A 14699-nucleotide genomic window follows, 5' to 3' on the forward strand; every position below is an offset into this window, starting at 1 on the left:
AAAGCTGACCCCATTAGGACTTACGCAAGTGTCACATTAAATATGTCTTGTAGGGTGCGTCAGACTGCTTAAATGCTGTCAATAAACTTATGCTTGATATCTGACGCTCCCTACTAATATTCTAGTTGCGTAAGTCTTACCTAATATACTTAACATATTTCAGGTATTATTTAGTATACAGATAGTAATTGAAATATAATTTATTATATTAATTAATTTTTATTTTGCCCAAACTTAAGTTTAATTATCCCAATAATATCATGTCCGGCTAATTACTTATGATCAGTTTTCGATACTGACTTTTCTCTTTTCTTGTTCCCTGATCCTTCCTGTTCCCTACCCCAACAGATATGACAACTATTCAAACGAACATGATATAAATCATAGATTTAATGGTATTCCACACAGGGATGAATCAGACCACCTCTAATTGCCTCCTACCTCGCCGCCTTCTTCAAGATTAAACCCAGCCAACAATTATAACCTCATATAACCTCAGATCAACTATAGAGAAAATTTTTAGTCAACAAATATGATCAACTGTCTAAAGGCTGAAAAAATCTTGAATAAATTTAACCTTTAGTTAGTTGTATAATTCAGCTAAAAATTTAAGAATGATGTGTAGTTTCAGCCTTTTTTTGCTACACCAAAATTTATGACATTGATATCATCAAAAACTTATGGTATTGCCCAAGTAATATGCTATGTCAAAACCATAGATTTTGATATGCAATTATATCATGGTAAATATCAAGCATTTCTTACCACAAATTCTATAACCTTGGTGGATTGTTGCCAATAATATATTCGCCGAAGCTGAATAATGAATAAGTTGATTCAGAAGAAAATTAAAATTTTTGGAGGATATTTTCGTGTTTAATTGCTTTCATTGGTCATCAACTGGTGGTAAATTCCTCGCTTTAGGATTAGCAACAGCTACACTTGCCCCGATAACAATTTCTAGCGTGGCGTTAGCTGAAAACACCGCACCTCATACAACAGAAGCTAAAAGCACCATATACGCACAAAATGGTAATGATATTGTTTCCGTGGCTGCTTCTAATGATTCTTTTACAACCTTGACTTCTTTACTCAAAACCGCAGGTTTAACAGATATCTTACAACAGCCAGGGCCTTATACAGTTTTCGCACCCACAGACCAAGCATTTGCCTTATTACCGGCTGGGACTATAGAACAATTACAGCAACCACAGAATAGAGAATTATTAGTTCAAATATTGCGCTATCATGTAGTTCCTGGCGAATTAACAGCTAATCAACTCAGATCAGGAGAACTAAAAACAGTTGAAAACTCACCTTTAACTGTAAAAGTTGACACTGCTAGGAACCAAGTGACAGTCAACGAAGCCACAGTTATTCAGCCAAATATTCAGGCGAGTAATGGTGTCATCCATGCAATCAATCAAGTCTTGATTCCACCCAACCTCACCGGAGAGCAATCACAACAAGAAACGAATCAAACGAATCAAATGAATCAAGCGCAAGCACCCACTGATATTGTCGCACCAGGTAGAGCTACTCGTGGCGGCAGCAGCTACGTTGGTGTTGCTGGTAACATTGGTATAGGTGGTGACACGGCTCTGGGTGAAAGTAACTTTGCGGTAATCAGCAAAATTGGTTTAACACCCACCATATCAGCACGTCCATCAGCATTGTTTGGGGACGATACAGTATTTCTCATACCCTTGACTTTAGATTTTGCCCCGCGTTCAGTCGATCCTGCTGGTGTGTCACAGTTCGCTGTATCGCCTTACGTCGGTGCTGGCGTAGCTGTGGAAGTTAGGGATATTACTGACCTGGGTTTGCTGCTCACAGGTGGTGTAGATGTACCTTTAGGGCAACGTTTGACACTTACAGGTGCAGTAAATGCCGCATTCGTTGATGAGACTGATGTAGGCTTGTTATTAGGTGTAGGCTACAATTTCTAAACATTGCTGACATCAATTCAGAGATTGTATTCCATACATCTCGTAGTCTCGTAGGGTGCGTCAGACTGCTAAAATGCTGCCAAGACACAAATTTTTCATATCTGACGCACCCTACTAATATGTCAGTTGCGTCAGTCCTGAATTATATCATGTCCGGCTAATTACTTATGATAAGTTTTCGATGCTGATCTTTTCTCTTTTCTTGTTTCCTGTTCCCTGTTCCCTGTTCCCTGTTCCCTGTTCCCTACTCCAACAGATATTCACGTCTTTAAATTCGCTCACAGACTAAGACAGTTCCCTTTTCGCCGCGAGTAATCCGTAGTTCTTCGTCAAGATAGAGAATAGACAGACGACCTTTAGGCGATCGCTCCATTGTAAAAGCCACTTCACCAGTTGTATTATTCATACCTTGGGGGGGAACTAACCCAAACATCAACCGCAAAAACACAGACATCAAATGTTCTTTAAAAGTTCTTTGTTTAGGTTGACTTTGCTGACCAAAAACCCCTCGCCAAGCATCTATTTGATTAAGGTTTTGCGGTGCTAAAACGCCTCCAGTAAATTTGACTTGCAGCACCGTATCACTAGCAGGTTGACAGACTCCTAAGTTACGCACAACCCCCGACAATGGGGCAGAAGACTCATCAATAGTAGTAAATTCCACAACAATATCATGGGTGCGTTGTTCACCATTACCTACAGGCAACACAGGTTGCAACACTCGGTCAATTACTAATTTTAATTTGGTTGGCTCAAACATATTGAAAGCCAAACGACCCAAGGTATAAGCAAACTTACCATTAGGAAGCAATTCCCCACCCGGAAAATTCGGCGCACTAATCAACAGCCATCTGCCATCCATAAGTGTATTGTTACGGGCTGGGGCTGTCTGAGGGTTCACCGCCTGAAGATTTTCAATAGCAGCAATTACAGCTTGATCTTTGGTATTGCCATTACTAACAGCCAGTGCTTGACGTAAAGCAATTTTAGCCTCTGCACATTTGCCTGTGTCTACTACCATAGCGTTGAAATTTGTGAGTTCAACTGATCAGGACTTACGCAACTGGCATATTAGTAGGGTGCGTCAGATGTTGAAAATCCGTTGATTTTTAGCAAATTCTCTTTTCTGACGCACCCTACAAAAGACTTTGATGAATACACGTCCGCAAGTCCTACTGTAAATGTAGACCAACGATGGATTTCTCAACTCTTATCTGCCAGGAAGTTTAAAATATTGTTACATTTTTGGTGATAGTGCATCAATATCTACATATCTCACCATGACCAACAGCCTGTTACAATCACCATCCCCAACCAGTCCCGAAACCCTACCAGCAGGTGGACAAGATCCAGAGCGTTTTGACTGGCTAGAAGTTTGGTATCCTGTCCATTATGTGGAAGACTTAGACAAATCCCAACCGACTCGCTTCACCTTACTAGAGCAGGATCTTGTGTTGTGGTGGGACAACAACGAACAAACCTGGAGAGCCTTTGCAGACCAATGTCCACACCGTTTAGCCCCCCTTTCCGAAGGTAGAATTAACGAAGATGGCTGGTTAGAATGTCCTTATCATGGTTGGGCATTTTCGGGAACGGGCAAATGTGAAAGCATCCCCCAACAAGCCCCAGGAAATCAAGCCGAAACTTCTCAACGTGCTTGTGTGCAGTCACTACCTACCACAGTTTGCCAAGGACTCTTATTCGTTTATCCTGGTAAAGTAGAGAATGCCGCAAAAACCAAAGTTCCCATCGTTGAACCGCTAGAAGAAAACCCAGAGGGGTGGGTTTGCCTGAATACCTTTCGAGACATACCCTATGATGCCCTGACATTAATGGAAAACGTCCTCGATTCTAGCCATATACCCTACACCCACCACCGCACCGTCGGCAACCGAGCTAATGTATCACCTGTTAACTTAGAGGTGGTAGAATCTGGGAAATGGGGATTTAAAGGAACTTGGGCAGAAGGCCCCCGTAAAGGCACTTTAGGCAGACAAGATACTACTTTCATCGCGCCGGGCTTGATGTGGCATGACCTCACCTCGAAGCAGTTTGGTAGAACACTAACTGTAGTTTATGCTACTCCCATCCGTAAAGGAGAATGTCGGCTATTTGCCCGTTTTCCGTTTAAGTTCTCCTCAAAATTACCAGGGCTATTTCTCAAACTGACTCCACGCTGGTACTCCCATATAGGGCAGAATGGCGTATTGGAAGATGACCAAATTTTTCTACATTACCAAGAAAGATATCTCGCACAACGGGGTGGCAGTGCTAACGTCAACAAGGCTTTTTATTTGCCAACTAAAGCTGATGCTTTCGTATTTGAGTTGCACTCGTGGCTGAAGCAATATGATGCTGAACCATTCCCCGGAGAAACTTTAGCACCGCCACTAACCAAAGAAGCCTTATTAGATAGATACCATTCCCACACGAAAAAATGTGCTAGTTGCCGTACTGCCCTGAAAAACCTGCAACGTTTGCGTCTGGGAGTCGGTATAGCCACGGTATTGGTTTGGAGTTTGTTGCCGTTACTCTTATTGATGCAGCAACAACCTTCTACAATTACTGCTATCGTTTTGACGGTGGTTGTTTTACTGGGTGCGGGGGCTTGGTTTGGTTTAGGCAAATTCGAGCAACGGTTTTATAAGGGTAGAGACATTCCACCGAGAAATTTAGCGGAGAAGTAAAGACTGGGCATGGGGCATTGGGGTACAATCTCCCCTGTTCCCCTGCTTCCTCATCTGAAAAATTTTGATATGACAGGCACTATCACCGATTAGCTGCGTCAATTATCGTGATTAACCTAAATCTGCATTAGTTAACCTAGTGCAGTAGTTTGGTTTGCCTGAAAATAACAGGACTTACGCAACTGGCATAATAGTAGGGTGCGTCAGATATCAAAAAAATGCTTATTGACAGCATTTAAACAGTCTGACGCACCCTACAAGACTTATGTAATGTGACACTTGCGTAAGTCCTAAATAAATTCACCTGATTGATTCAGCATACATATTTACAGAGTAATGTCAACGCAATTTCAACGCCAAAGTAAACTAATTAACTCTTGGGTTGCTAAATTATTAGCCATACATCAGCAATTATCTTTCATTCGTCCTAGTTGGCGTTCAATTAAGCGTTTTCTCCCTTTCCTGTTTGCTATATCCCTAGCTACAGTATTGACACTAGAAAACCTTAGCCCTGTAACCGCTCAACTTCCCCAGTTACCAGCTTCAGAAATTCGCGGGGTTTGGCTGACGAATAATGACTTTAATATCTTAAGAAATCGCGCTAAGGTGCAAGATACCCTTGCACAATTGCGGAGGTTAAATTTTAATACAGTTTATCCGGTGGTTTGGAATGATGGCTACACAAAATTTCCCAGTGCAGTAACGCAAAAAAAGGGTATCCCTTTTTTCTTTAGAGGTACAGAGGGACAAGATATTATTGCAGACATCATTACTCAAGCTCGTAGTCAAGGGTTACTAGCCATACCTTGGTTTGAATTTGGCTTCATGGCTCCCTTAACTTCCGAACTTGCATCACAACATCCAGACTGGTTGACGCAAAAGCAAGACGGAACCCAAACCTCAATTAGTGCTGCGGGTGAGGTGGCTTGGCTGAATCCTTTTCACCCAGAAGTACAAAAGTTTATTACTGACTTAGTAGTAGAAATCATTACCAAATATAACGCGGATGGTATTCAATTTGACGACCACATGAGTTTACCTGTTGATTTTGGGTATGACAAATACACGATTAACTTATATACCCAAGAAACTGGTAGCCCTCCTCCACCCAACCCGCAAGCTCAAGCTTGGATGCGATGGCGAGCAGATAAAATCACGGCGTTTATGGTAGAACTCAACAAAGCTGTGAAAGCGAGAAAACCAAATGCGATTTTTTCTGTTTCTCCTAATTACTATGACTTTGCTTATAAATTACAACTACAAGACTGGCTCAACTGGGTACGCTTAGGTGTTGTAGATGAGCTTGTAGTTCAGGTTTATCGCAATGATTTGCAAAGTTTTAACAGTAAACTAATTACTCCAGAAATCATTGAGACACAAAAATTAATTCCTACTGGTATAGGGATTATGACAGGGCTGAGAAATCGCCCTGTTGCTATATCTCAGATTCAGTCTCAAGTTAGGGCGGCTCAACAACGCGGTTTAGGTGCTGTGTTTTTCTATTATGAAAGTCTTTGGGATTCTGCTCCTGAACCTGTGGCGCAGCGACAAGCTGGATTTCAAGCCCTGTTTTCTCAAACGGCTAGGCGCGATACTTCCCAATTTATCGCCCGAAAACCTAGTTTTGATACAATAACTTTACCATTGTCTAATAGGGTTGTTGCTGGTCAACGGGGTTATTTTGTTGAGGTAGCAGTTGCTGGTGGTCAGCCAAGACGGGTTTTATTAGATACAAGCTCGGCAGGGTTGAGAGTTACTAGAGAGTTTCTAGGAAATGCCCCTATCAACAGCACTGGTCAAATTGTTAGGGAAGTTTTAAGTGATGGTACTGTTTTAGAAGGTGAGTTAGTTTACACTAATTTCCGAATTGGTTTGATTGCTAGTGAAGAACCTGTTCCGGTGCAGGTTGTCACCAGTCGCCAATGTATCCCCCAAAAACCTAATTGCTCTGCCAAAAGTGGAAGACCTTTCTCTGGTATTATCGGTGTCAACTATTCTGAGCGCACACTTCCCTATAATCCTCTGAGAAAATTACCAGGAAATTTGAGTAATGGATTGATTATTGCTGGTAATGGTAGTCTGATTCTGGGTTTGACTGCAAATAATCAACAAGGTTTTAAGATGGCTTCTTTGAGTCCATTACCTGTGATGAATGGTGTACCGGGTAATAGATGGGATTCTCGACTGAATGGAGTTTGCTTAACTATTTCTGGGAGTGGGATGAAAAATAGTTGTAATAACAGAATGGTTGTTGGGACAAGTAATGGTATGACTGAATTTAAGTCTGCTTCTCTGATGGGTAAACTGAAACCAGGAAGGTTACGCCCAGCAAATTCTGTGAAGGTAGGAATTCCTAGCGTGTTCGATTATAGTCTTGTACCAGGAAACCGCGACGGGTTTAATGTGTGGAATCTCAATGTTTCGGCTCAGGCAGAGCAACCTATACTAATAAATACTGGTATGGGATTTTTTGATCGATTTAATGTTCTGTTTGACTCGGTGAATGGGCGGATGGGTTTTCGGAAAATTTGAGAATACTCCTATCTTGCAGCATTCTCAATCAGAATAGGCGATGTACAGCCGAGAACTTAAAACTGAGTGTTTGAGCAAATTGCTAGCAATGCCCACCCTACAAACTCAGGGTTTGAGCAAATTGCTAGCAATGCCCACCCTACAAACTGGCTGTTGCTAGTTTCTTGATAGCAATTGTGCGTTTAAGGCTTTGGTGATGCGATCGCTCGTAAATTGCAAGTGGGCTAAAGTGTAAATATCTAGTTGTTTACCAAATTTTCTCAGCTTGATATTAATGGCTTTTTGTAGTTGGCGTAGTTCGTACCAAGCTAGTGTACAAGCATCTTCTGGTAAATCTTTGGTATCAAGGAGCATTTCTAGCATAATATTTAGGTGTTCTCGTTGCAATGAACGACGAATACTAGAAATTGGCTGCGGTTGTTGGGTGGCTACAATTTCTGTCCAAATACCTGTTTGTAAGCTGTCAAATAGTTCTGGGATGGTTAAAACTTGATCAGGTTGGCTTTTTAATTCTAAATCACGTAACCGATGTAGGCGATCGCTATCTAAGAGCGACCTTAATATTCTACTCTGAAACTGCAAAATTCTTTCGTGAATCGGATAATCAAGGCGGCTATTCCGTACTGCACTCCCCCAATGTTCCCAGCGTGGCGGTGCTAGCTGATTTAATAATTGTGGTGAGAAGTTAAAAGCATCTTCAGCAAAGACATACTCTTGCAACTTTTCTAAAGCCTGACGTTGTTTGAGCCTTGGCACTGGCACAAATACCCCAGAATGTTCATCACTCAGATGGAGTTGCTGAAATGATTGCCCACCAATATACTTAGATAACAACCTGGCATTACGAAAATAATATTGCAGTATCCTATTAAATAAGACAAGCGTGTTGCCATAGCCGTCTCCTTTTGTCAAATGATGCTCATTCAGATGCTGCCAGATGACGCGGGCGTTATCCATTTGCCATTGGGAATAGACTAAGACATCACTACTCATATCCCAGACATTCGCCAGGGGATTAATATCCCAAATATCTTCATCAGTGGCATAAGATAATTCTGGTTGAGGTGATGCTAAAGCAATTTGCTCTAAAAATTCTTTTTCTGCTTCCGGTATGCTAGACTGCATTGCTGTCTGCGGACTGGGTTTATATCCATACTCTATCGCCCATTCATCATAGGGGCCAACAACCCAAGGAAAATAGTCACCTTGTTTTACTCCCGGCGGTGCTAAATTCACGGGCAGATAATCCATCACCGAAGCGGCTAAACCTTTTGTGTGGGTGATTTCTGTGTTATTTAATTCTTGCGGCGATAACATGGTGCTGCCTTGAAAGTTGTGGCGTAACCCAAGCGTATGTCCGACTTCATGAGCAATTAGAGAACGCAGATATTGATGTACATACTCTTGCATGATTTCAGGCTGTGGTTGAGTTTCTGGCAACAGTGACAATGCCAATGCTCCCATAGCCGCTTGATTTGCGGATTCTGTACTATAGCAGACTTCCGAGGAATGCAAATCAAAATTTTGACATGAGTTGTTAGTTGTTTCTTTCAGGGCGCGATATTGTTGCTGAATGGAACGCACCATGTTAGCATCAATGATAATATCTGCATCCAATATTTCCCCGGTGAAAGGGTTAACTCGAATCGGCCCTTTTGCAAAACCTGCATCTAGGGAGTTAAACCAGCGAATTGTATTGTAGCGTATATCTGCTGGTTGCCAATCAGCATCATCGGGCATTTGTCGGACTTGAATAGCGTTTTGAAATCCGGCTTTTTTAAAAGCTTGATTCCACATCAACACACCTTCCCGAATCGCGTCACGGTATTCTAGGGGAACAGCGTTTTCAATCCAAAACACTATCGGTTGTTTGGGTGGAGATAAGGGTGCGTGAGGATCTGCTGGTTCTAGATGCCAACGATTGATGTAACGTACAAAGGTATCTGGGGTGTTATTTTTCGAGAAATCTTGAAAGGCTGTAATAAAATATCCTACTCGGTCGTCGGCTAGTCGGGGAATATAGCCGTTATTTTCTGGTAGCTGGGAAAAACTGTAATGTACTTTGAGCGTTAATGCCCTGCTATCAGGTAAAGTAATTAAATCTGCTCCTTCGGCTGAGGAAAACCCGTAAATGGCATCTATTTCTACATTCTCTGGAAAGCTGTTGAGATTACCAAAATAAGATTTACTGGTTTCTAAACGGTAATCGCTTTGTAAGGAGTATTTTAATATAGAAGTTAAGCCGGGAAAGTCCCGCATCAGCAAGTCATCCAGGTTGATGAGAATGTTTTTACTCTCAGGATCAATAGTTTCTATTTCCAGTGCATAAAGAACGGAATCACTAAATGAACGAGCGAGCGATCGCTGTTCTGGTTCTGTAACATCAGTGCGAAATTTCACATTACGCACCACAAAATGCAAATGATTGTTTACTTGTCGCCAGTAAAACAGAAAATCCGCCAAAGGTAAGCCACTATAAATCCCACTTTCCCCAATCCCTGATTCTAGTGTCACCGTAGCTAGATAGTTTTTATTTAACTGTTCTGGTTTAATTTCCCAGTAAACTTGTCCTGATTCCTGACTGTAGTACAGGTTGAATAATCCCTCTAATTTCTTTTTGGCTGTGACTATCTCACGAAATCGGCGGTAATCTTCCCTTCTACCTGTCCCCATCATATCAGCACTGGCTAAATTTTCCACTCCTGAAAGTGCGTTTAATTGCTGTACATCCGGCTTTACCAATTGGTTAGCTACCGCTTCATCAACATTTAAGAAAAAAATACACAATATTATTGTGTAAATTGCTATTTTCCTGATCCAGTGTTGCATCAATCCACCTTGGTCAGATCAATATTGTGGCTTGACAATCAAAAACACCACTAGCTGCTCACCAGTGTGTTTTTCTATTGCTATTAGCGTTTTTTGCTAATTTTTACTTTATAAAATAAAATTCGCTAGATAGCAATATTTACGTCTTACGATAGATGAATAGTCAAGCAAAAAAATGTGTAGCCAACTACATTTAGTCGGCTGAGAATTTATCAATGGCTGATGTTTCCCGAATATTGCTTGTTTACATCCAGTAACAACCAGGAAATTTGTAGGTAAAGTCCTGGTGAATATACAACATTGACAGTGATAATTTTCTCTTCTGGGTTTTACTGTCGATTAGAGTCTTGTATTCCTGCTCAAAACTACTAAAAGTAAGAGATAAATATGTGATTTTTTGATGATTTTAGGCTTGTGGTGCGATGAAGGTATATGCCTTGCAAGTTGTCATACCCATTTTATGTAAGTTTGTGACCAAGATATATCCTAGAGACGTTCAATGTAACGTCTCTACAGCCAAGAATCAAGAACATCTATGGCTATGCCACACAAGCTAAATCAAGGAATGGTATCACCTTGAGCATCAAAGCAGATTGTGGTGATCATGCCAATAGCACTATACGCATAGCTTGATTAAGAGCTTGGTGTCAGTCCAGCTACCTGATAGCAAAGCAGGTTTTAAATAATATTATAAAACTGAAAAATTCTAGCTCAATATATTCCTAAAGACTCAGGTGGTAGCTAGAATTTTTGAGTTGATGTTTATTTCTTTAGGCAGACGGTAAAACAAGTTTAAATTCTTATATTAGAGGCTGTTAAATTATGCTATTGCCAAACAAGCTAGACGTTAAATCTCAATTTTAAGTCTGATTAATCGGTAATCAAGAGGAAAAAAATCCCCCTTTTCTGATTATGTGATGCAAGAGTTTTTCAAGATTGGTGAACCGATGATTGAAAACTTGCCAACCAGCAATTTTGTCTAACTATTTGCAATTGTGAAATTTATAAGGAGAGAAAATGCTTACACCCAATAGATATAAAAATTCAGGTTGGAATACTCGCATAGGTGGAACATTAATTGCATTAACAGCTTTATTGATTCCAGCTTGTGCAACTCCTGAACGCCAGGTAACTGTGCCTGAGACAACCACAGAGGAAGCTCCTACTGTTCCGTCTAGACAGGTAGCAGAACAAGATAATGTAACAGCACCGGAAGTTAGTCAAAATACGGAAGCCCTGATTGGTAAATTGGTGACTATTAGGGGACAAGATATTAATAGGGTGAATGACCAAGTATTTACAATTTCTGATAGAGAAGCCTTTGGTGGTGAAAGAATCGCAGTTGTGAATACTACTGGTGAGCCTGTTAATTTGCCCTTGCCTCAAGATACCAGATTACAAGTTACAGGTACTGTGAGCAGGCTTGATCCTAACACGATTAAACAAGAATACGGTGTAGATTTAGGTACAAATGAGTATAGAGAGTATGTAGGTAAACCAGCCATTATTGCCCGTTCAATTGCACTAGCACCAACACCAGGAGAAATCAACGAAAATCCGCAACTTTATTATAATAAAGCTATTTCTGTCCCGGCTAATGTGTCTGAAATTTATAGCCCTAACGCATTTTTGGTTGAGGATAGAGAAGTTCTAGGAGTCAACCCATTATTGATTCTAGTCACCGATAAACTCAAAGACAAAGCACCGATTAAAGAAGGTGAAAGGGTGGTGACTACTGGTACGCTACGCCCATTTGTGATTACTGATATTGAGAGGGAATACAGTCCAGCTTGGGATGCACCATTGAGAGCAAGGCTAGAGAGAGAATATAGCCAAAAACCTGTGCTAATTGCTGATGGTATCTATCCTTCAGCAGTACCATTAGGTACTAGATAATTGGTGGTATGATTAGGCGATCGCACTACTTGCAGGATGTTAGGCGATCGCCTATCTATTGATGATGTGGGAACACCAAAAAATAAATTATCCAAATCGACTGTTAGTAGGGTGCGTCAGGATGAATATTTTCTTGGTATAGTTAGGGTTTCTCGTACTGACGCACCCTACATTTTGGAGATTTTTTGCTCTGGAAGTCCCGATATTCTCGACTAGAAGCCAACGCCATCCTCTGGAGATTCCTTAACATGGCTATTTTTGCTTGTTCTCGAACTGCCTCTAGTCCCGAATAGATACATATACCTTTTGTCAAGACACAGTTAATCGCTTCTCTACTCCCAAATATAGAAATTTGGTGTTTCTTGCACAGCAACCCTCCCCCCAAACAGATAAAAATTTGTATTCTAAAGTTAATAGGTCTTAATAGTTCTTAGAAAAACTGGTGCAAGAAGATTTTAGATTAATTGTCGATTTAGTCTCAGTTTTGGCAGTTGCCGCCTGTGGCGGTTTGTTAGCAGCTATGCTAAGACAACCTGTATTGCTGGGCTATCTGATCGGCGGGATGGTTGTGGGGCCGGCTGGGTTAGGGCTGATTAAAGAAGTTGTGCAGGTGGAAACACTGGCGCAGTTTGGAGTCGCCTTCTTATTATTTGCCTTGGGCGTGGAATTTTCCTTCGCGGAACTGAAAAAAGTGAAAGCGATCGCCCTCGGTGGTGGTGGGCTACAAATCGCCTTGACAATCCTGATTACAGTGGTAGTATGTGGAGTCACAGGAGCATGGGGAACTTTACCCGCTAAAGGTGTGTTCTTAGGGTCAATTCTCTCCCTATCTTCCACAGCCGTTGTGCTTAAATGTTTGATGGAGCGCAACGAAACCGAAACACCCCAAGGTCAGGTAATGTTGGGGATTTTGGTAGTGCAAGACTTAGCCCTAGGGTTAATGCTGGCGGTGTTACCTGCACTACACGAACCAGGGGAAGCTATCGGGGTTGCTGTCTTAACAGCCTTGGTACGAATTGGTTTATTTGCGGCGGGTGCAGTGGTAGCGGGGATTTGGCTCATACCACCTCTATTAAGACTTTTAGCCCGCACCGAAAGCCGAGAACTATTTTTATTAGGTGTGGTGGCGTTGTGTTTAGGTATTGCCCTACTGACAGAATATTTAGGACTCTCCATTGAAATGGGGGCGTTTGTGGCTGGGTTGATGATTTCAGAGGTGGAATACGCCGATCAAACTCTCACCTATGTAGAACCACTGCGAGATATTTTTGCAAGTTTGTTCTTCGCCGCCATTGGGATGTTAATTGATCCGGTGTTTTTGTGGCACAATCTGGAATTAATTTTAGGGTTAGTCGCCTTAGTATTCGTCGGCAAGTTTTTAATTATTACCCCTTTAGTAAAAGTATTTCGCTACCCCTGGAAAACAGCCTTAATCGCTGGGTTAGGATTGGCGCAAATTGGGGAATTTTCCTTTGTGCTAGCCAGTGAAGGACAGGCTTTAGGGTTGGTATCTCGACGCATATATTTACTGATTTTGGGAACTACAGCCGTGACACTCATGCTCACCCCATTTGTGATGCGGTTAGTACCATTTATCTTTAATTTGTTGGAATCAATACCTTGGTTGCAACCTTATTTAGATGAAACTCACGCCAAAGATGTCTCAGAAGAACTACCATTTAAAGACCATGTAGTAGTCTGTGGTTATGGGCGAGTCGGTAAAAACTTGGTCAAGCTGTTAAAGCAGCATAACTTACCTGTGGTAGTAATTGACCAATCAGAAAGCCGAATTCAGCAATTACGAGAAGCGAAAGTACCTTATGTCTATGGTAATTGTGTGAGTTTACACGTTTTAGAAACGGCTGGGGTGAATCGTGCCAAAGGAATGGCGATCGCACTTCCTGATCCCATGAGTATCCGCTTGTGTTTGAAACGGGCTTTAGAATTGTGTCCCGAATTAAATTTAGTTGTTCGGGCTACCCAAGATAAAAATATTGAGGTGCTGTATCAACTAGGCGCAAGGGAAGTAGTCCAACCAGAATTTGAGGCAAGTTTAGAAATGGCTACTTACCTGTTAACTGGTTTAGGTTTTTCACCGTCTATATTGCAACGGGAAATGCAGCAAATTCGTAATGATCATTACTTAGATTTGCGCCCAGAGCGTACTGCTTCCCAGGTTTCCCGCCATTTAGAACAAGTCACCCGCGACTTAAACCGTCGTTGGTATCCCTTACCATCAGATTCGCCCCTAATTGGCATGAGTTTAGAAGAAGCAGATATCCGCTACCTTACCGGAGTTAGTTTAATGGCGATTCGCCGCGCTAACAGTGAAGAAATTGATTATCCCAATCCTCACACTAAATTAGAAACAGGCGATCGCTTGTTAGTTGTGGGAGCATCAGAAGAACTAGCAGCCCTGGCTGAATTAGCTCAAGGTAAGGTAGCTGTACCAGGAGCGAATAACGCTTGTCAGTGGGTGACAGTCAAGGCTCATGCTGCCATTGTCGGTAAACGGATCACAGACTTAGCTTTACAGCCAGAATTTGGGGTGGAAATCCAAGCTATCCGCAGGGATGGTAAATTTATCCGTGTTCCTGATGGCAACATCGGCTTACTTGCTGACGATCAAGTGCTGCTGTGCGGTAGCGCAAAAGGTATAAATCAATTGCAATCCCTATTTATCAGTCAAATACCCTTATCCATTCCGATGGTGAAAGCCCAGGAAACACAATCAATTAAGGAAATTGTGTCTGTTGATATTCACAAAGAGAATTCATAGGGGACTGGGGAAGCAAAGGAGCAGAGG

The 14699-nt window shown here is 41.7% G+C and carries 7 protein-coding genes and 1 pseudogene; 5 read left to right on the forward strand and 3 right to left on the reverse strand.

Annotated features, from left to right (window positions below; all coding sequences use genetic code 11):
- Nucleotides 1-968: 968 nt before the first annotated feature.
- Nucleotides 969-1949 (forward strand): annotated as a pseudogene (locus A3775_RS21515) (fasciclin domain-containing protein); the annotation flags it as partial.
- 268 nt (nucleotides 1950-2217) lie between these two features.
- On the opposite strand, the gene A3775_RS21520 reads toward A3775_RS21515, so the two are convergent.
- Entirely contained in the window at nucleotides 2218-2970 is a 753-nt protein-coding gene (locus A3775_RS21520) for a PAP/fibrillin family protein (protein ID WP_066426716.1), read from the reverse strand.
- 259 nt (nucleotides 2971-3229) lie between these two features.
- Here A3775_RS21520 and A3775_RS21525 point away from each other — a divergent pair, with 259 nt between their 5' ends.
- Together A3775_RS21525 and A3775_RS21530 are read left to right on the forward strand one after the other, a co-directional pair.
- Nucleotides 3230-4636 (forward strand): Rieske 2Fe-2S domain-containing protein, encoded by a 1407-nt coding sequence (locus tag A3775_RS21525; RefSeq protein WP_066382626.1) that lies wholly within the window; start codon nucleotides 3230-3232, stop codon nucleotides 4634-4636.
- A 336-nt stretch (nucleotides 4637-4972) separates the two neighbouring features.
- Nucleotides 4973-7168: a glycoside hydrolase family 10 protein gene (locus A3775_RS21530; protein ID WP_082803814.1), complete on the forward strand. Its 2196-nt coding sequence runs from the start codon at nucleotides 4973-4975 to the stop codon at nucleotides 7166-7168.
- A 156-nt stretch (nucleotides 7169-7324) separates the two neighbouring features.
- Here the strand turns inward: A3775_RS21530 and A3775_RS21535 are convergent, their stop codons facing one another.
- Complete coding sequence (locus A3775_RS21535; RefSeq protein WP_066426717.1) at nucleotides 7325-9997, reverse strand: zinc-dependent metalloprotease; 2673 nt, start codon at nucleotides 9995-9997, stop codon at nucleotides 7325-7327.
- Between the two features lie 1017 nt (nucleotides 9998-11014).
- On the opposite strand from A3775_RS21535, the gene A3775_RS21540 reads away from it, so the two are divergent.
- Complete coding sequence (locus A3775_RS21540) at nucleotides 11015-11893, forward strand: hypothetical protein (RefSeq protein WP_066382624.1); 879 nt, start codon at nucleotides 11015-11017, stop codon at nucleotides 11891-11893.
- Here the strand turns inward: A3775_RS21540 and A3775_RS25325 are convergent.
- Nucleotides 11860-11988, reverse strand: coding sequence for a hypothetical protein (locus A3775_RS25325; protein ID WP_255362916.1), 129 nt, complete (start codon nucleotides 11986-11988; stop codon nucleotides 11860-11862). The two genes, A3775_RS21540 and A3775_RS25325, sit on opposite strands and share 34 nt — an antisense overlap.
- A 347-nt stretch (nucleotides 11989-12335) precedes the next feature.
- Between A3775_RS25325 and A3775_RS21545 the strand changes: the two genes are divergently transcribed.
- A complete protein-coding gene (locus A3775_RS21545) occupies nucleotides 12336-14672 on the forward strand; it encodes a cation:proton antiporter (RefSeq protein ID WP_066382620.1) in 2337 nt (778 codons plus the stop codon).
- The last annotated feature ends 27 nt before the right edge of the window (nucleotides 14673-14699 follow it).

The sequence above is a fragment of the Anabaena sp. 4-3 genome (genome assembly GCF_001597745.1).
Taxonomy (GTDB): domain Bacteria; phylum Cyanobacteriota; class Cyanobacteriia; order Cyanobacteriales; family Nostocaceae; genus Trichormus.